Genomic DNA, 21,186 nt, shown 5'->3' on the forward strand with positions numbered 1-21,186 from the left:
GCTTTCCACCGCCTGGTCGGTTGCCCGCCCGGCCGGCGGCGCCGCGCCGTCCACGGCGACGAAGCGCCATTGCCGGCGGTCCGGGGTCTCGGCGAGAGCGAGACGGGTCTGCGCGGCGGCGAGGTCGCGGGCGACGGCGGGGCCTTCCTCCGCCGCGAAGGCCACCGTCGCCGAAACGCCGGTTCCGACCAGCCGCTCGGCCAGCAGGGGCGAGGCGGCGGCGGCGCGTTCGGCGTTGGTCCCGGCGATGACGTAGCCGCCGGCTTCGGCCAGGGCGGGCATCTCGCCGCGCCGCGCGCCCATGGCGACCGCCCGGTAGCGGTCGGCGACGGGGCGCGGCGGCGCGGCGGGCGTTCCGGCCTCCGGACCGAACAGCTCGTCGGCGGTCATCGAGGCGTACAGAACATGCACCGCGCCGGTGCCGACGCGGTCCCAACCGCGCAGCTGGATGTCGGTGGCGTTCTCCTCCAGCGTGGCGACGACGACCGGAACGCCGGCCGCCGTCAGCGAACGCGCGGCGGCGAGGGCCTCCTTCAGCTCCAAGGTCATTTCCGCGAAGGAACTGCCGTTCTGCTCCATTTCGGAGAAGCCGGGCAGCGACGGCACCGCGTCGTGCGCCCGCCGCGCGTCGTCGTCGAAGGCCCGCAGGATCGTCGCCGGCGCCGCTCCGGGAGCGACGAAGCCCGCCGACGGGATCTGCCAGAAGATGACGGCGTCCCCGCCGAGCCAGCGTTGCACGCCGGCCACCACCTCCTCCGCACGGTCGAGAGGGCTGTTCAGCGGCGGAACGTCCGGCTGCTCCAGGCGGATGCCCAGACGATCGTCGAGCTGGGGCGTGACGGCGTCGGCGACCTCGCCGCGGAAGCCGAGGCCGCGCCGCGGCTCCGTCCCGGCGAGGGCGGCCAGCCCGAGGTCGACGCCCGCCTCGTGGGCGCGCTTGGCGAGGCCGAGCGACAGCGTGCCGTTGGCGTCGGTTGCGAGGGCCTGGCCCTCCGCATCCCGTCCGAAACTGCGCCGGTGGGGCCCGACGCCGTCCGGCCGGTCCCAGGCGACGCGCAGCGCCTTGGCCGCGTTGTCCTGGGCGAAGCGCACCACGACGGCGCCCGCCTCGGGACGGTCGTGCATGACGACGCTGTCGAAGCCGGCGTGCTGCAGGCCGTCCAGGAAGCGGTCGGCGAGGTCGTGGCCGTCGGGGATGCGGTGCCAGGACCCGTCGCGGGCGGCGGTCACCAGCGCCTGGAGGTCCGCGACGCCCCGCGCGCGCAGCAGGTCGCCGTTGGTCGGGTGGTTCGACGGGTTCGGCGACATAGGCCGCGCGTCGAGCCAGACCGAGACGGCCTCGCGGAGATCCTGCGGCCATTCGGCGGCGGTGAGATCGGCCCGGTGACCGGCGTCGAGGTAGACGGCGACCGGCGCGGTCAACCCGTCGGCGGCGCCCGGCGCAAAGGCCAAGCAGTCGGCGCGCTCGGTGTAGAGGGTGATGCGCCGGTCGCCGTCGGCGAGGTCGCGCAGCTCGGGCAGGTCGGGGTTGGGCACGGCGACCCACAGCGGGCGGGCGACGTCGAAGCCCTGGCGGCGCAGCTCGGTGACGTTGAAGGCGGCGATCTCGGCGTCGCGCCGGGCGGTCAGTTCGGCCACCTCGGCCTGCGAGCGGGCGGCGAACCACGCCTGCTCACGCTCCGCCGCCTCCTGGGCGCCGTACAGCGCCTGCTCCATCGTCTCCGGAAGCTGGTCCGGCGCGAAGGCGAGATTGCCCGGGTCGAACACCGCCAGCATGGTCGGGTTGTCGCGCCAATAGCAGTCGGTGTAGATGACGCCGCCGAAGCCGGCCGCCTCGAACGATCCGACGACGCTGTCGACCGCGTCGCCGGAGTATTCGTGGTGCATGTCCACCCATTCGCCTTCGGCGACCATGTGCAGAAACTGGTCGAACTCGAAGCCATGGGCGTAGGCGTTGAACAGCGCTTCGTATTTCTGATCGTCCGTCAGTTCCCCGAACGGACCCCAGGTCGCCTCGAGCGTCTGCCGGTCCTCGCCCGGCAAACGCTCGAACAGGTCGTCGTAGTCGTTGTCCTCCAGATGACGAGAGGCGATGGCGTCGGCGACGATCGGGCCGTTGTGCTCGAACCACTCGCGCAGGACGGCCCGGACCTCCGGCTCGCTCCGCATGCGGGACCAATCGGTGAGATCGGCGAAGGGGCGCGTCTGGCGGACATAGACCGGGGCGACGTCCTCCTGGCTCTGCTCGGCGGCGTCCTCCTTGTTGTCGTAGAGGAAGACCGGGCGCCGGTGCAGGTCGATCTCCGGCCGTTCGCCGTCGGAAACGCCCACCCACCAGGTGTCGGCGGTGTCGAAACCGCGGGCATGAAGCGCATCGAGCGCCGATCCGGTGAACCCCGGATCGTTCGGAGACACGCGCTCGCGCCAGGCGGCGGCGTCCTCTTTCTGCGCCGTCTCCAGATGCGGGCGCACCTCCTTCATGATGCGGTGGCGCACCAGGGCGTCGTTGCTGAAGGAGCCGTCGGCGTCCAGCCGCAGCCAGTCGGTGATGCCGGCGATGGCGTCCGCCGCCCGCGCCGCGGACTCGGGCAGGCGGAAGTCGCCCGACAGGCTGCCCGACCGCAGGCTGATCGCCGATCCCTTGGACTCGTGGACGAGGCCCCAGGTCATGTCCTCGGGGCCGAAGGGCGGCAGCCCTTCCACCGGCGCCACCGTGGCCATGCCGGTGATGCCCTCGGGCGGAACGGTCAGGCTGCAGTAGGGGATGACGGCGATGCCGAGACCGGGCTTGACGAAGCCGGGAAGGCGCATGTTGCCGTAGCTCGTCGCGATGCCGACGTCGCCGCGCTGGAAGCCGCGGTTCCACATGTGGCCGGCGACGATGTCGCAGGCCTCGGCGTACAGGGCGTAGTCGGGGTCGGCGGGCAGGGCGGCCAGGGCCTCGGCGTGCTGCTGCCAGGCGTCCTGGTAGGCCTGCCGGGCTTCCGCGCCGGCGAGCGCGCCGGTGCGCACGCGCTCCACAGCGCCACCTCCCAGGGAGAACTGCGCCGCGCCGCGCGCCGCCGGTTCGGAGGCCACGGCGGGGACGGCGCGCAGCGCCTCCTCGCGGGACACCGGCAGCGCCAGCCCGCCGTCGATCAGGAGGAAGCCGGATTCCCGGCCCGACCGCCCGAAATGCCGGTATTCGTAGACGCCGTCCTCGCCGAGCGCGAAGCGGGCGCGGTCCGGCGTCACCGGCTCCCGCGCGACGAACCGGCGCTGCGGCGAACCGTCGGGACGCATCCCCTCGATCCGGGCTAGCCATGGGCGGCGGCCCTCGGCGCGCATCGGTGTCGAGGCGGCCCGCGCCGACACGGCGGCGCCGTCGATGGTCAGGGACGGGGCGATCCAATCGAAACGCCGGTCCTCCTGGACGCGGTCGAGAAGGGCCTTGAGGGTGGCGCCGTCCGGAAGCTCGAGCAGCAGTTCGGCGCTGGGAAGCCGCTCACCGCGGTCCGTGCGGTCCGGGTCGCGCCGCCGAAGGACGCGCCCGCCCCGGCCCACCGCCATCCCGGCCACGCCGTCGAGGGCGGCGGCCTCCGCCGCGCCGAGCGCCAGGCGCGGCGGGGCGACGCGATACTGGACGGGCTCTGGCGGGGCGACCAACTCGGCGATCTGCGCCGCCGTCGCCGACGGCGTCAGGGCCAGTTCACGCCGGGCGCTCCGGAGCAGATCGAGATCCGCGCCGAGCGAGGCGAGCACGGCGGCGGGCACGGCGCCACCGGCATCCCGACGGGCGGCGACGGCGTGGAGATGGATCTGGGTGGCCGCGCGGGCCGGGTCGGCCGGATCGAGGCCGACGGACAGCCGTCCGTCGGCGGCGTAGAGCACGCCGCCCCTGGGAGCGTCGGCGAAGGCGGCGAGATCACCGATGGCCGCCTCGGCGCCGAACTCGGCGGCGCGCCGGCCGGCTTCCTGAACGAACTCGTCGCGGGTCAGACGCCAGGGCGCGCTTTCGGCAAGCCAAGCGGGCGATGCGAAGGGCAGGCGGCCGGTCCATTGGGCGAGTGCGTCGCCGATGCTGAATTGAGGGCGCTCGGTCGCGCCGTCGCGCGGAACGTCTTCCCCGCCCTCGGCGAGCCACAGCGTCGCGCCCACCCCTGCCGGACCCGACAGCGCCGCGGCCGAGGCGGAGTCGAGCTGCGGGAGCAGCGGTCCGACCAGGGCGGCGACGTGCTCCGCCACCCGCGCCCGGCGGGTCCGCGGTTGCGCGTCGAGGCGGCCGCGGGTGTCCGAGAGCCAGCCCGGCTCGCCGGCGGCACGCAGCAGCATCTCCGCGGCGGACAGCCCGTGGACCGCGAGATCGCCGGCCAGATCCGGGCGCCCACGCTCGGCGGCGCCGACCGCCGCGGCCCAGGCGTCCAGCAGACGCGCGTGTTCGGCGATCAGCGCCGCTTCCGCGGCCATCCTTTGGACGTCGCCGCCGAAGGGCACGGACTCATGGGACGCCGGCCGGCCGGTGGAGAACTGCACGGTCTGGGCGATGCGGCCGGCCGTGTCGGCCAGCGACGCCGGATCGATGCCGGCCTGCTGGAGCAGGTCGGCGCCCCGCTCGACGGCCTGACGGCCGAAATCGGCAAGGTCATGGCCGAACGCGGCGAGGCGGGCGAACAGACCGCTCGCCGTCTCCCCGGCGCCTCCCGCCTCCAGCCACGCCCGCGCCCCCTGCAGCAGGGTCTCTCCCTCGCGCATCAGGCCGTCGGCCTTGGCGCCCAGCTGTTCCAGCAAGCCGGGACGCAGGGCGTCCGCCGCGGCGCCCAGGGCGTCGGACAGGGTCTGGCGGGCCTGGAGGGAGACATCAACGATGGAATTCGCGGCCTGTCCGACCGGGTCGCCGGAGAGCCAATGGTGGAAACCGCGGAGGTCGGATGCGGTGTAGTCCGCCGGCGATGGCCGGATTCCGCCGGCGATGGCCTCGAGAAGGTCGGCGCCGGTCGACCGGGCTCCGTGCACAAGCTCGGAGCCGGCGGTCATGGCGCCGTCGAGGTCGACGCTTGGAACGGTGGCGGCCACGGCGTCGAACCCGTCGCGCAGGATGCCGCCGGCTTCGGCGGCCAGACGGTCGAAGTCGGCGGCGTGGGAGGTCCCGCGCGCCCGGTCGATGCTGGCCAGTCCCTCGCGCAGCCGGTCCGCCAACGGCAGATCGGCGACGTTCAGGAAGGTGCGGGCGAACAGGCGCAGATCGTCGGCGCCGGTCCCGGGCAGCAGATTGCCGAGAACCGTGTGAAGGTCGGCGGCCAGCTCCTCGGGCGAACGGTCGGACCGTTCCATCGCGGTGCGGAGCGCGCCGGCCGCCTCGTGGGCCATCGTGGCGGCGGCGTCGATGCCCGCGTCGACGTAGGGGCCGGCCAGCACGGCACCGTCATGGGCCAGCTTCCCCGCCTGAACGAGCATCGACACGAGGCCGATCGCGCGCAGCGTCGGCATCGCCCGGTCCAACAGACCGGCTTCAGGGAGGGGCTGGGGGGCGGCGCCGTCAGCACCGAGGGCGAACTGAGTGCGGGCGGCGTCACGGGACCGCGACGGTGAGCGCTGTCGTTCGGACATGGGGGCCTCGAACAGGTTCAGGCGGACGATGGGCTGTCCCGCGGCCGGGACGGTGTAAGGCCGGCGCGACGCCGCTGCGGCCTCGGCCGGCGCCGGCCGGCTCTCCGCGTCGACGGGTTCGGCCGCGCCGCGGTCGAGGCTCGCCGAGCGGACCCGCTGGGCGATGTGGCGCCACAGCGTGCCGAGCGGCGTCGCCGGGTCCTGGACCTCCGCGTCGGTGATGCGGTCGCCGCCGATCGACGACCACAGGCCCGACACGGCGTCGACGGACAAGGGCCGACCGTCGGTCAGCAGCGCCCGGCGCTGTGCGTCGCCGGCGGCGGCGCTGATCACCGCCCAGGCGTAGAGTTCGTAGGCCTCCTTCGAGCGGGCGCCGGCGACGATGGCCGGGCGCATGGCCAGGGCGATTTCCGCCGGCGTGGCCGCCGGCCCCGGTTCGCCGCCGGCGGCGCGTTCGGCCATGATCCGCTCGATCCGCTCGGCGGTGATCATCGCCTTGAGAGCCGTCGCGTCCGGGGACTTCAGCTCCGCGTTGGTCCAGCCGCAATCATGGACGGCGATCGGGCCGGTGAGCCAGGCCCGGTGGGCGGGGTGAAGCGGGCCGTGTTCCGGCGAAGCGAGCGCGATCAGGTCGGCGACGGCGGCGCGGTCCATGCCCATGTCGGTCAGCAGGATCAGGCGGGCCATGGTCGGCGGCTCGCCGGTGCCGGTGCCGGTGTCGGCGGTTCCGAGGCTGTATTGCACGCGGGTCCGGGCCGCCCGGCGCCCCTCGTCCGCATCGAGAACGCGCATGGCGGCGTCGATGCCCTCGGCCTCCAGGACCTGCATGAGATCCCGATGCCGCTCCAGGTCGGCCTCCTCCCGCCGGGCGCGTTCGACCGCACGGTCGATCACCGCCTTGGTCCGGCCGGCGCGCAGGTCGGCGAGGTCGGCGTCGATCGACGCGGTGTTTCCGCCGGCGCCCCGAATGCCGTCGCGCATCGCCGTCAGGCGTTCCGTCAGCAGGTCATGGGCGACGAGGGCACGGCCCAGCTCCCAGCGCTGCCGCACCATCGCCTGGGGATCGCCCGCGCGGTTGAGGGCGCCGAGAGCGATGGGGGCGTGCATCGCCGTTTCCACCTCGGGATGGGCGATGAGCTGGAGGGCGTGGCTGAGGCCGGGCCGGTAGGGGTGGCGGAGCGCGTCGTCGAGGCTGTCGGGCTCCGGGGCGTCGAGGCCGAAGGACTGAAGATGGACCAGTTCCGGGGACGCGTGCAGCGCCTCCGTCGCCACGGCGAGCTGGTGGAGGAGGAGGCGCCCCCGGTCCTGCTCGCCGTGCGGCAGTCCGGCGGCCAGGGCGTCGAGATCGCGGGCGAGGCAACCGGCGTCGCCGGCATAGAAGGAGGGAAGCTGCCGCAGCGCGCGGGCGGCGCGGCGCGGGTTGGCGGCGTTGTCGGGCTCCGACGCGATGGCGTGGGCCGCCCGGTAGGCGGCGGCCACGCCGCTGTGCTGGCGCGGATCGCCGAGCGCGAGCCCGAAGGGCAGGACACCGTCCCGCGCCGCCTCGTCGATCAGTCGTTCGGCGAGCCTGGCGCCCTCCTCGATGACGCCGGGCGGCGCCAGTTCGGAGACGGCCTTCAGCGGCGCCGGGGTGACGTAGGCGGAGAGGTCGGCCATTCCGTCCTCCGCCGCGGACAGGATCATCCGGTCGAGGTGCGCGGGTCCTCCCAGGCTGTATTGCCGGCGGACCCTGCCGTCCGCACGCCGCGCCTCGGCCTCTCCGGCCTGGGGTTGAGCGCGGGAGGCGGCGTCCCGGTCCTGCCCGGCTCCGATCACCAGTCCGAGGTTGCGGGCGAAGCGCGCCTGCGCCTGGGCGCGCAGGACCTCCGGCGCCTCGGGCGACAGGCGGAACAGGCCGGGGACCCGTGTGGTGACCGCGGTCATCGCCCGCTCGCGGACCTCCCCGGTCAGTGCGTTGCCGTGCGTGACCGTGGCCGGGACGCCGGCGCCCGCCATCTGCAGGTAGGTTGCGTGGTAGAGGGTGGGGTCCTCGACCGTGGCGTCGACGTAAAGGTGCTGATGGGCGTCGATGCCCAGCTCGCGCAGCCGTTCGGCAACGGCGAGCGCGCCGGCACCGGCGCCGGCCGACGGATCGGCGACGGCGACGTAGCCCTTGTCGTCGATGATCCTCTGCACGGTTTCGGCATCCGGAAACATCATCCGGGCCATGAACTCCGCCACCGGCGGCGGCGTGAGCGCTTCTTGCGCCACGCCGCGTGACCGCCGCCAGGCGTCGCTCGGGCCGAAATAGACGCCGTTGCGCATCGCGTCGTAGCCCATCGACAGCGTGTCGCCCAGCACCTCCCGGTCGGAAAAGCCGGTGCTCTCCGACACGAGGTCAAGGCGCCTCTCGAAGCTGCGGCGCAAGGCGGCGCCGCCGTCGGTGAGGCTGACGATCGGGGCCGGCGGGGCGCCGGCGCTGCGATCGACGGACTCGTGCGCGGCCTGCAGCTGCTCCGGGGTCAGCAGCTCCAGCCCGGACAGGCGCTGGGTGTCCTCGGGAAGGAGCTGAACGATCCGCGACCGGCCGTCGTCTCCGTTGCCAAGCAGCGTATCGAGATCGATGCGCGCCGTTCCGTCGCCGACGCTGAACTGCGGCCCTTCGACGGCAGCGGCAAGCCTGACCTCTTCGGCAACCCGGTTGGGATCTCGCGACAGCAGGCCCGCTTCCATCGCGCGCAGCACACCGACCGCCTCCGCCAGGCCGACGGCCTGATGCACCGCGGGAAGCAGAACCTCGGACGGCTCCACGAGATGGGCATAAGCGAAGTCCCGGCGGAGCACGACGTAGCGCGGCAATTCGTCGGACATCTCGTCGTACAGGGGTTCACCGGCGGAAACGCCGATCAGGAAGGTGGGGGCGTCCGGTGGACCGTAGGCGCCGTCGATCGCGAATCCGGACGGAGGAGCGATCCACCCCGCCCTGGCGGCGAAATCCGCAAGGCGATCTTCCAGGGGACGGACCCAGGCGTCGAGTCCCCCGCCTTTGCCGTTGCTCTGCACGCCGACGCTGAACTGTGCGGCCGGCGACCGGTGAGCGTCGCGGAAGCCGGCGCTTGCCTTGCTCAGGCGCAGGCGCGCCCAGGTCACCGCGCGGTTCAGGAAGCCCTCCGGCGTTGCGGCCGCATCGGCCGCGGCGCGGACCGCTTCGTCGACGAGCGCCCGGGCGGCCTGCTCGGCCTCGCGCTTGCTGTCCGGCGACAGGGAGGCGAAGCGCCCGACCGGCCAGGCGGCCGGCGCGACCGACGGGGCGTGGCCCCATTCCAGCACCGCCTTCAGGGCGAGCTGCGTCGCCGCCTGCCGGTCCTCGGCGCCGCCGGACGCCAGGACGGCGATGCGCTCCAGCGTGGCGGCCCGGTCGGGCAGCGCCGTGGCGGCGCCGAACCCCTGGCGGGCGAGCGCGGTGGCGAAGTCGTCCATGGTCACCACGCGGGCCTGCCGGCGGGCGGCGGCGAGGGCGGCCTCGTTGACCAGCACGTCGAGGTCGGCGCCGGAGGCCCCGGCGGTCGCCTCGGCCAGCCGGACCACATCGATGTCGTGGCCGGCGATGCGGGCGGTGTGACCGGCCAGAATGTCCCGGCGGTCGTCCATGGTGGGCAGTTCCAGGCGGACCGTGCGGTCGAAGCGTCCGGCCCGGCGGATGGCCGGATCGATGTCGTGCTCGCGGTTGGTGGCGGCGAGCGTGAGGACGCCCGGCGCCGCGTCGAAGCCGTCCATGGCGTCGAGCAGAGCGTTCACCCGCTCGGTCACCGTCTGGGCGTTCGGCCCCTCCGCGGTCTCGCGGTTGCCCAGCGCGTCGATCTCGTCGATGAAGAGGATCGCCGCCCCGTGCTCGCCGGCCTTGTGGCCGACGGTCTCGTAGAGGCGCTTGATGTTCTTCGCGCTTTCGCTGATGTAGCTGCTCATCAGGTCGGTCGCGGTGACGGCGAAGAACGGCACCTGCGCTTCGCCGGCCAGGGCGCGGGCGGACAGGGTCTTGCCGACGCCGGGCGGGCCGACCAGCAGGATGCCCTTCGGCGGCTTGGCGCCGAGCGCGGTGTAGCGGCCGGGGTCGCGCAGATAGTCCACCACCTCCAGCAGCTCCGACCGCAGCGCGTCGGAGCCGCGCACATCGGCGATGCGCTCGGCGATGGCCGACGGGTCGATGGGCCGCGGCCCGGTGTCGCCGGCACCGGCGAAGGTCCGGCCCTCCTTTCCAGCGCCGCTTTTTGCGGCAGCATCGCGTCCACCGTCCCCGTCGGGCCGCGGCACGGCCGGCGTGGTCGGGAAGACGGTCGGCGGGGGCGCCCAAGGCGAGGGTGGGGCAGCCGGCGCCGCCGAGGCGGCCGGCGGCTGGTTTTGCCAGGGCATCGGCCGTTGCGGCGCCACGGCGAACTGGGGCTGGTGGAGGACGGCGGCGAGCCGTTCCCGGCCGGCGGGCGTCAGGCGGACGCCGGCCCCCGCCCCGGCATGGCGCGCGCCGTCGTTGACGATCAATCCGTTCGTGTAGGCGCTGCGGACGACGCGCGGGTCATGGGCGGTGAGCGTCGCCGGCGGGGCGACGCCGAACGGCGCGGAGGCGGTCGCGACGTCGTGCAGCATCCGCTCCAGGGGGCCGATGTCGATGTCCCCGACGCTGAATTGCGGGCCATCGATCGCCGAGGCCATCGGAACCTCGGTCACGGCCGCGGCCAGTGCCTTCGGGGTGCCCTGCATGCCGCGAAGCGCGCCGACCGCGCGCCCCAGGTCGGTGGTGTGCAGAACGGCGACGCCGAGGTCGCCGTCCGGGTCGGCGACGAAGCGCGTCACGGTGTAGCGGGGCAGCAACCTGCTCTCGCGCATCGGCGCCGGGTCGCCGGGCAGCGGATCGCCGGCGTCCGTGGAGATGGCCAGGTCCGCGCAGTCGGGGGGCGCGAAGTGACGGCCCGCTCCGTAGTTGCGTTGCCGGCCGGCGTCGGTCCATCCGGCCTCATCGACGAAGGCGGCGAGCCGGTCGCCGAGCGGGCGCACCCATCCCTGAATCGTCGGGTCCGAGGACAGGCTGTACTGGGGGCCGTCGATGCTGTTGGCGAGCAGCATCTCGCGGGCGTGGCGCTCGCCGTCCTGCCGGGCGAGGACCATCGGGTCGGGATGGAACCCGTACTGCGCGAAGGCGCTCCCGGTCAGCGCCTGCACGACGCCGACGGCGCGGACGAGGCTGGTGGTTTCGAGAACGACGTGATCCCGGAGGTAGCCGAGGTCGTCGATGACCGTTTCCACGACGGTGTAGCGGGGCAATGCGCGCGAGTCCTCCCCGTCCCCGTCCCCGGAAATCGGAACGCCGTCGCGGACCGTCACGTTGAAGCGGCTCGCCTTGTCGGGAGCGTAGCCGGTGAGGGGGTCGGGGCCGATCTCGACCCCGTTGGTCATCCAGCCGGCGCTCTCCGCGAACCGCGCCAGCCGGTCCTCCAGTGGCTCGACCCAGGCGCTCAAGGCGTCGAACCGCCCGAGCGAGAACTGCGCCTCGGCGTGGGCCTGAAGCACCGCGGGCTCGCCCGACGCGACCGGGACACCGTTGCGGACGGCGATCCACCCGCCGTCGGCGGGCTGCACCTCGATGGAGAGGCCCTGCGTTTCGGCGAGCATGGCCCCGCTGTCCACGTCGTGTTCCCAGGTGATTGGCGCGCTGCCGAGCGGCAACGGCACGCTGTCTGTCGGCGGAGCGTCGGTCAGGCGGGGCAGCGCGGCGGATGCGGCGGGGACCGCCTCGACGGCGGTGTCCGCCGCCCCGCTCTTGACCAGGCCGAGGTCGTGGGAAACGGCGCGGCCGTTGCGGACGTCCTCCGCGATGGAGGCGAGCAGGCGCCCGGCGATCACCCCCTTGAGGCTGGTCAACGGGGCTTTGAACGCCCGGGCCTCAGCGGCGCCGACCGGCGACAGGCGGGCCTGCTCCGGCACACGGTCGTGCAGATCCCGCGCCTTCGCCGGGCTGGTCAGAACCAGGGTCGGCTGCGCCCAGGCCGCGTCGCGGTGCGACAGATCGAGAGCGTCCAGATAATCGGCGCCGAGCGCGACGATGGCGGAGTCGTATCCACCGCCGCTCAGCAGCGCTTTGACCCGCATCGGCGCTCCGGTGCGGACCGCCCAGGCCGTGCGCTCCGGCGGGGTCATGTCGCGCAGCGCGACGTCGTAGGGAACGATCGGGCGGGCGCCCGGCAGGAGGCCGTAGCCGGCGGACAGGATGTGGACGTCGACCGTGGCCCCGGCCGCGCGCAACGCGTCGACGCCCGTCATCAGCGCCTGGTGATGCCGCCCAGCGTACATGCGCTCCGCCGGCATGGCCTGCTCGGACAGGGCGGCCGTCCGGGCCGCCAGATGGTCCTCGCCGGAACGGAAATCGGCCGGCAGCAGCCGGTCGGGCGAATCCGTCGCCTTGGCGGCGCCGCATTGGGTGATGACGAGCAGGCGGGGCTTCACCTTCGAGGCCGGTTCCGCTGGAACGTCGGCGAGGAGCAGTTGGGCGTCGATGGAGGGGGCGTTCCGGCCGGCGACCGCCTCCTCCATCATCGCCGCGATCTTGCGGTTCATCTCGTCGCCGATCTGCAACGCCGTCTTACCGTCGCGGTCTTCGATGCCCGGGTCTGCGCCGGCGGACAGCAGAACGCGGGCGACGTCGGTGTTCCCGTCAATGACGGCGAGATGGAGGGGGGTGCTGCCGTTCCTGCTCCGGGCGTTCGGGTCGGCGCCGTCCGCCAGCAGGAGGCCGGCCAGTTCGGAATCGGCAATCCAGTGAAGGGGCGTCTCGCCCTGGAACTGGCGGACGTTGGGATTGGCCCCGGCCGCCAGCAGGACGCGACCGATCTTCACGTCGCCGTGATGCATCGCTGCATGCAACGGCGTGTTGCCATCGCCGTCGCAGGCGTTGGGGTCAGCGCCGGCCGCGATGAGCGCGTGGGCCGTCCGCTGGTCGTCGTTGTGGATTGCCAAGTGCAGCGGTGTGCGCCCCGACAGGTCACGGGCGTTGATGTCCGCGCCAGCGTTCGCCAGGGCGTCGATGATCGCCTTGTGATCGGCCAGATGCAGCGGCGTCCAGCCATCGGTGTCGCGGGCGTGGACGTCGGCGCCGGCGGCGATCAGGGCCTCGACGACGGCGAGATTCGCGTCGACGACGGCGGTGTGCAGCGGCGTCGTCTTGCCCACCACGGCGTTGTTGTCCGCCGAGCCCTCCGGCAGCCCGGGCTCTGCCCGGGATCCGTCAAGGACCATAGGCCCTTGCATCCCTGTATTTAGGTTTTCTTCTTTTTTGACCTGAACTTTTTGAACCTCTTTTTCATTGACCTGAACCTTTTGATTTTGAACGTTGTTCCGCACTGTCGCCCGTTCACGCGCTACCGTCCATTCGACGCGCACGGCGTCCTCGGGCAGTCCGCGGAAGGCGGCCCAGGCCGTCAGCGTCATGTCCGTCGGGCGAGGATGGCGGGACCGGCGCTCACGCTTGCGCGCCGCCGCCAGCGTGGCGTGCACGGCTCGCTGGTCGTCCGCTTCCCGCAGGGAATCCCACGCCGGTCCGCCCAGACCGGTCCCCGGCAGGGCGAGCCAAGCCGCAACGGTGGGCCAGGCGAGGTCGCCGGGATGGCGGTGCAGCGCCGCCGCCTGCCGGGCGGCTGCCCAGGCGCCGATTTCCCGCGCGAGGTGCCGCGCGTAGGCTTTTTCCGCCGCCGTGGCGCCGTCGTCCAGCCAAGCCCGGGAGTCCAGCTTCCGCGGGTCGAGGCGGGACGAATTCCCGCTCAAGCGGGCCTCGACGGCGGCGCGGCGCCCGTCGCGGTCGAGCGTCGCGTTGGCGGCGTCGGTCTGCCGGGGTGACCCGGCGCGGAAGGTGCCGCGGGCGTGGGCGATGAGCGCCGCGGGCACGCCGGTGAGGCGGAGCGGATCGGGGAGGGGCGTGGCCGGATCGGCGCCGAGCGCGGCGGCGGCACGGTCGCGCGCGGCGTCGTCCCGGGCCACATCGGCGATCGTCGCGTCGTAGTGGCGGGCGGGAACCGTGGTGCCGTCGGCGAGGCTCTGCGCCGGGAGCGTCGCGCCGACCCAGCCCTTGGTCACCTTGCGCGGCCGATCGGGGTGGCGGCCGTTGACCGACACCCACAGGTCGGGATCGGGACGGTTTCCCGCCATCCCGGAGATCCGTCCCTGCGCGACGACGGTCCGGCCGGCGAGCTCGGCGACCGCCTCCGCGGTGGCCGCGTCGGACCCCGCGGTGTCGATGTGGCCGGCCACGAGCGCGCGCGCCGCGCGCGCCAGGCGCAGAGTCACCGCCTCATCGGCGGTGCGATCGCCGGCGGCCGCGGCGCGGGCGAGCGCGGCGCTGCTTGCCGGACCGTCGGCGAGACGGGCCGCGGCGGCGGCCGGCAGAATGCCATCCGGCCCACCGGCCAGAGGGTATTCCCGGCGCCAGGGCTTGACGCCGTCCCGCACGGGCATCGCCACGCCGATCTTGCCGCGTGGCACCTTCCGGCCGGTGCGGTCGGCCATGCCGATGGTCACCTCCACGCTCGCCTCCGGATCGTCGGGTGCGCCGTAGGTCCGGGTGAACGGCCCTTCGGCGATGGTTTCCGGGGTCAGCCCCGCAGCCAGCAGCCGGCCGGCCAGATCGATGGCGAAGCGGTCGCCGGCCGCGTCGGGGCCGACGGAGAACTGGGCGTCGTCGTTCTGCATGGGGGTCACCTGGTTCGCGGCGCCGGTGGAAGGGAGGGGCGCGCGGTTGCGGGGAAGGGATTCGCCGTCGAACAGGCCGAGGCGGCGTGCGGCGGCCGTGCCCGCCACCGGCGCCTCGTAACGGCGCCCGGCCGCCGCGGTCGCGGCCGCCGACCGGCGGAGAGCCTCGGCGATGTCGTCCGCCGTCCGGGCGTCGGACAGCGCGCGATGAAGCGCGCCTGCGACCTCCCGGATCGGACGCCCGTCGTCGAGGCGTTCATCGGCGGGGAGCGTGTCGCGGACATCCCCCCAGCGGTAGGGCAGCGCCATCAGGCCGTCCGCCCAGGCCCGGGCGGCCTCGACGGTCGGCAGCGGAAGGTTGGCCCGCAGGCCGGACGGCAGGTGCGAGACCGACCAGGACGGGGTTTCGGGCCGGGGGTCCTCCTCGGGAACCCAGGTTTCATGCACGGCGAAGCTGCCGCGCACCTCGCCGGACAGGGTACGGCTGTCCACCTGGTGCGGGAAGCCGATCAGGATGCGCACCGTCCCGGCGCGCCACGCGTCGGACGGGGCCGGGTCGTTGAGCGGGGCGCCATCGTCCGGAACGCGGTCGCCGGCCTTGAAGGCCACCGCCGCCCCGGCGGCCGGCGTCACCGCTTCGGGCGCCGCGCGCCCGGTGGCGGTCTTCCACACCGCCGCCGGAACCCGCTCGGCGACGGCGCCGAGGACGTCGTCGACCGGACCGAAGCGGGCCTCGAACTCCTTGACCGCCGCGGTCCAGTCGCGGCGCCGGTCGGCGTCCGGCAGGCCGGATTGCGCTCCGTTGACGATCCGTTCCGCGAGCCAGCCGCGCCGGATGGTGTTCGGTCCGACGGCGGGCTCCCAGCGCAGGGCGACCCGCGACCAGGCGTTCCCGCCGCCGAGGATCTCGCCGAGCGCGGATTCCTCCCCGGACAGGCGGTCGCGGTAAAGCGCGCCGCGGCCGGTGGGCCAGCCCAGCGCGTCCGCCCAGCCATCGCCGCGGCGGTCGATCTCGGCGGCGACGGCGTCCACCGGGATGTCGGCGCGGTGGCCGACGCGGGCGAGATCGAGCAGCTGGCCGGCAACCGCCTGGTCGGGGGAGGGGTGCGGCCCCTCGGCGCCGGCCGGTTCCGGCCGGACCATCGTCGGGACGTCCGCGTCCGACCCTGCTTCGGCACCGKCGGACGCGGGCGGCGGCAGGGCATGGCCGACCGGCAGCAGCACCGGCGCGGGCCGGACCTGCTCCGGGTCGAGGCGGCGGACCGCGGCGGCCCAGGCGGCGGCTTCGCGCCGGGTGGCCGGGTCGTTTTCCGCCCCGACCAGGGCGAGGTCGAGCCGGCGCGCGGCCTCGGCGTGATCCAGCCTGCGGTTGGCCAGGATCGCGTCGACGCGCTGCGGGTCGGGATCGGGGAGTTGGAGGATCTGTTCGATCTTGCGCAGCTCGGCCTTCATGGCTTCAATGGCCGATGCGTCGCCGAGGCTGCGCAACGGGACGGCGCGCAACTGCGCGATCTCGGCCGCCGCCGCCGCCCGCATCCGCTCCAGCCCTTCCGCCTTCTCCACGACGCCGCGCAGAGCCGCTTCGAGCGACCCCGCGGCCCCCAGGGGCGTGCGGAGATTCAAACGGATGTCCGTGGCCCCGTCCGGCGTCGCCAGCACCATCAGCGGGGTCTGGCGGTGACGCAGCTCCGGATCGGCGGGGAGCAGGATCGGCCAGGGACCGGCGGCGCCGACGGTGCGTTCGCCCGCCGGAGGCACGGAGACGTCGGCGCGGAACGCCTGCTGCCGGTCGGCCTCCGCCTTGAGCAGGGCGGTGAGCGCCTCGCCGAGCGCGCGGCGGTCGGCCGGCTCGGCGCCGTCGACGGTGATGGGGAGCCGGCCGTCGAGTACCCCGCGCGCCGTCTCGGCGGCGTCGCGGGCGCCGGGCAGACGGGCGTCGAGGTCGGCGACGGTGCGGCCGAGGCGGGCGATCTCGCGGTCGAACCGGTCGCGCTCACGCTCGACGGCCCGCCGCGCGGCCTCCGCCTCGACGATCTCCGCCTCGAGCTGGGCGCGCCTCAGCAGCAGAGGGTTGCCGGAGGCGATGGCCATGATGTGGGCGGGCGACAGCTCCGCCGGGTCCTCGTCGCGCATCGACCGCAGCCCCAGCGTGCCGCGCAGGAACTCGCGGATGAAACGCTCCTTGACCGTCAGGAGCTGCCAGCCGAAGGCGTCGAAGGTTCCCTCGGTCACGTAGCGCAGGCTGTGGACCTCGGGCAGGGGGTTGCCCTGACGCTCAGCCCTGCGGTCGCGCTGGTTGACGTGGGCCGGCAGCCAGGGGCAGTCGAGCTGGTGGACGGCGATGAGGCGGTCCTGGACGTTCACGCCGGTGCCCAGGCGCTCGCTGCTGCCGATGCCGACGCGCATCGTGCCGCGCTTCAGCGCGTCCTTCAGCCGTTCGCGCTCGCGCCCTTCGGCCTCCCAGAAATCAGCGATCTGCCCCGCGGGCACCCCCGCCTCGACCAGCAGGTCCTTGAAGAGCTGGCGGAGCGTGAAATCGCCGCTGGTCTTTGTCGGGTGGATGCCGACGTCGAAGAAGGCGAGCTGGGTGGTTCCCGGGTTGTCGCGCGCGATGCGGGCGACGTTGTCGGCGGCCTGGTGGATCTTCGACTGGGCGAACTCGCGGCCGGCAGGATCGGCCAGCCGCATGTCGAGCGCGGCCAGCCGGCCCTCGGTGGCGATCTTCAGCCTGTTGTCGTCGCGCGGATCGGCGGACTTCAGGTTCGCCGCGCGCGTGCCCAGGCGGGCGATGAAGTCGCGCTGCGCCTGGCTCGGCGGGGCCGAGACCACCTGCACCAGCTTGCGCGGCCGCTTCACCCCGGGGATGTCCTCGACGAAAACGACGTCCATCACCCGGTCAGAGAAGCGGCGCAGCTCGAGGAGGTTGTCGTAGCCGGCCAGGCGCGTCACCGGACGCAGGCGGCCGACCACGTCGATCTCGAGCGTGGTGTCGATGTCGGCGAAGGTGTGGGCCCAGGCGTCGAAATGCTCGATGCCGGCCCGCGCCAGATCCTCGTACTGGAGGAACCGCTGCAGCGTGTACAGCTCCGCCACGCTGTTGCTCAGCGGCGTGCCGGTGCCGAGGAGGACCCGGTTGCCGTGGCCCTGGAGCCAGCGGCAGCGCGCGAACATCCGGGCGGCCCGCTGGCTGGCCTGCGAGGGCAGGCCGCGGATCTCGCCCAGCGAGGTCGGCACGTAGAGGTTCTTGTAGCGGTGGGCTTCGTCGACCGCGATGTGGTCCACGCCGAGATCGTCGAAATACACGGCGTCGTCGCGGCGCCCCTCCTTCAGCAGGCCTTCGATGCGCGCCTCGATCTCGGCGATGCGCGTTTCCATGTGCTTGACGGTGCGCTCCGACTCGTCAGGGTCGAGCCCGTGCAGAGCCTCGCGGTACGCCGCCTTCTCCTCCTGGAGGAAGCGTTCCTCCAGGGCCGGGGAGAGCGGGATCATGTCGAAGGGATCGTGGGGGACGACCACGAGATCCCAGTCGCCGGTGGCGACGCGCCCCCAGAAGCGGCGGCGCTCCTCGGGCGTCACGGTCTGCTTGTCCGGCCAGGCGAGGATCTTGGCCGCGGGATACATCGCGCGGGCCGTCTCGACGACGCTGTCCGGCCCGTAGAGCGTGGTGGCCTGCACGGCGAGCAGGGGCTTGCGGTGCAGCCCCATGCGTTTGCCCTCGACGCAGGCCGCCACCAGGGCGAAGGTCTTGCCGGCCCCGGCCTCCCAGCCGAGCAGCGTGGAGCCCTGCAGGGCGCGCCAGACGCCGTTCTTCTGGATGGCGCGCGCCCGGGCGGCCCATTCCGGCGCCATGGTCGGGAAGGTCAGATGGCCGCCGTCGTAGACCCGCGCGACCGACCGGTTGAAGCGTTCGTTGTAGACGCCGGCCAGCTCGGCGCGCCGCTCGGGGTCGCGCCAGATCCAGTCGCGGAACGCCCCCTGGATCTCGCGCACCTTCATCCGCGCCGCCAGGGTCTCCTCGGCGTTGATGACCGGACCGCCGTCCTTCGTCTTGTCCTTGATCACCGGCGGCCGCCCCGAGAGGGCCGCCAGCATCAGCTCGGCGCCGTCGGCACGGTCGGTCGCCCAGGTGGTGGCGACGCCGGGCGCCGTCCGGTGGCCACCGGTGACGCGGAACTCCCAGCGCCCGTCCACCGGCGAATAGCCGACCTCGACCGCCTCCGGCGGGATCTGGAAAAGCTCGGCGGCGAAGCGGCGGATGTGGGCGGGGGCCACCCAGGGCGCCCCGAGGCGGGCGGCGATCTGGTAGAAGGGGATGGGGTCGGGCTGCACCGCCTCCAGCGCCTGGACGTTGCGGGCGAAGCGCTCCTCCGTCTGGGCGGCGAGACGCGCCACCTCAAGGCGGGACCGCACGTCGCCGGTCAGGTAGTCGTCCCGCGTCACCAGGCGGCGGGTCGCCGGGTCCTCGAAGGCCAGACCGGTGTCGACCAGGCGACTCTCGACCTCCGCCGGCGCGGTGCCGAGCAGAGCGGCCATGCGGGCGCTGTCGATCGCTCCGGACTCGTTGAGGACGATGGCCAGGGCGTCGTCCAGCGTGGCCGCGCGGTCGGGCGGCGTCACGGCGGCCAGCACGTCGCGCTCGAACACGTCCGCCCGGTGGATGGCGCCGTCCGGAGTCACCTGCTCGAGGGCGAACAGCATCGGCCCGTCGGGGTCGGCCGCCAGCAGGCGGACCGCCCGGCGGCCGCGCATGGCGCCGTGCGCGGCGACGAACGCCTCGTAGGCTTCGCGCAGCGCGGCGCGTCCGGCGTCGCGTTCGCCCTGCGGGCGGCCCTCCCGCTGAGCGGCGAACACGCGGCGCAGCGCGTCGCGGACCGCCAGCCCGTCGCGGACGAGCCGCTCCTCGGCGGCGGTGAAGGGGCGATCGCCGATCGCCGGAACGGCGAGGGCGCCGTCGACGACGACGCGCAGCGCGCCCGCGGAGTCGAGCAGGTAGGAGCCTTCGCGGGCGGTGGCCGGCGCCGTCTCCACGGCCTGGACCGGAGAGCGCTCCACGGGCTTCCACAGGTCGGTGGGGAGTGCCGCGAGACGGTCCCGCAATTCGGCGGCGGCGCGCTCCGGCACGTTGGACGGCTTCAACCGCGGAAGGCGGGCGGTGACGTCGGGATGCTCGCCGGCGTGGTTGGTGCCCGAGCGCTCCAGGCGTCCGATCACCCGGTCGGGATGGTCGGCGAACCAGCGGTTCACCTTCATCTCCGGGCCGCCGAGCGGGTCGCGCACGCTCTGGACCGCGATCCAGTCCGGCTCGGCGGCGATCACCGCGTCGCGCTCGGCCGCGCGCAGGGATGACAGCGGTTCGGCGCGCTTGCGCAGGACCAGCAGATCCGCGGCGACCTCGGTGCCGGCGGATTGCCCGGCCCAGTTGGCCGGCAGCCGCACGGCGGTGACCAGCTCCGCCTTGTCGCGCAGGGCCTCGCGGACGCCCGTGTCGGCGGCGTCGAGCGTGAAGGTGCTGGTGATCAGCGCCGCGACGCCGCCGGGCCGCAGCAGATCCACGCTCTTCAACAGGAAATGGTTGTGGACGGTGGGTTTCAGATCGGCGTAGCGCGCGTCGAACAGGTGGTACTTCCCGAAGGGGACGTTGCCGACGGCCAGGTCGAACCAGTCGTCGGGGATCGCGGTCCGGGCGAAGTTCTCCAGCCGGATGTCGGCGCCGGGATAGAGCAGGCGGGCGATGCGGCCGCTGACGCTGTCGAGCTCGATCCCGGTGACGGCGGCGTCGCGCAGGGCCTCCGGCATCAGGCCGATGAACCAGCCGGGACCGCAGCCCGGCTCGAGCACCCGCACCGGGTGATCCGGGTCGGCCGTGACGCCGGCCGCCGCGAGCGCGTCCCACATGGCCGCGGCGACGCGGCCGTCGGTGTAGTGAGCGTTCTTCACGCTTTCGCGGAGCGCCGCGTATTCGTCCGGGTCGAGCAGCGCCTGGAGCGCGTCGGCGTAGGGCTGCCAGCCCTGCTCGGCGGCCCGCCACGGTTCGAAGACCTGGGGCACGCCGCCGAACCCCGAATAGGCGGCGAGAAGCCGGCGCTCGTCGTCGGTCGGCAGCCGCCCGTCGGCCTCGACGAGAAGCAGCGTCTCGATGGCGGCGATGTTGTCGGCGGCGCGGCGCTTGGGGCTGCGGGTGCCGAGCCGGGCGGGGTCGGCGATGACGTGGTTGCGCGCCGCCGCCGGGGCGTCCGACAGCACACCTCCGGACAGGACGGCCTCCGCCCCGGTGCCGGCGCTGAACTGGAGCCGCGAGCGGAGCCGCAAAGGCGGGGATGGGACCAGCTCGGTGCGCGGGTTCTGCGCGACCACCATTTCGGCCGGCCAGGCGGGGGTGTCCGGCATGGCCACGCGCGCGCGTCCGCCCGGATGCTCCATCCCGGCCAGGGCGGCCGGACGCCAGGGCATGATCCCCCAGCGCGGTTCGATCGGCCACGGCACGGCGTCGTCGCGCAGGTGAAGGCGGACCGGCACGCGCTCGATCCCCATCTCGCGGGCGAGGTGGGCGATGCCGATGGCACGGCTCCCGATCACCTCGGCGGTGCCCGCCGGGGCGTCCCCGGGGCGGCTGAAGCGCCCGGGGGCGGCGGAGAAGCCCTGCGCGCGGGCTTCCGCATCGGGCATGCGCAGGGTCAGTTCGGGAAGCGCTTCGGCGCCGCCGTCGGCGATCTCGCCGCGCAGGCGTTCGAGGTCCGGCGGCGGGTGATCCAGGCCCGGCCGCGGGTCCGCGGTGAGGGCGAGCAGCGCCGAGGGAGCCATGTGCACCAGCGTGTCGCGGCACAGCGGGTCGGCCGCCTGGCGGCGGGCGGCGTCGAGCGCGGCGGCGGCGACGAGGCGGTCGCCGTCGGC

Annotated in this window: 1 protein-coding gene; it reads right to left on the reverse strand. The window is 74.0% G+C overall.

Annotation, left to right across the window (positions count from 1 at the left end; all coding sequences use genetic code 11):
• Nucleotides 1–21,186, reverse strand: a 21,186-nt coding sequence (locus AC1DVI_RS30915) for an ankyrin repeat domain-containing protein (protein ID WP_476961234.1), incomplete at both ends; no start/stop codon positions are given.

It is taken from the genome of Azospirillum sp. P4_B5 (genome assembly GCF_056402275.1).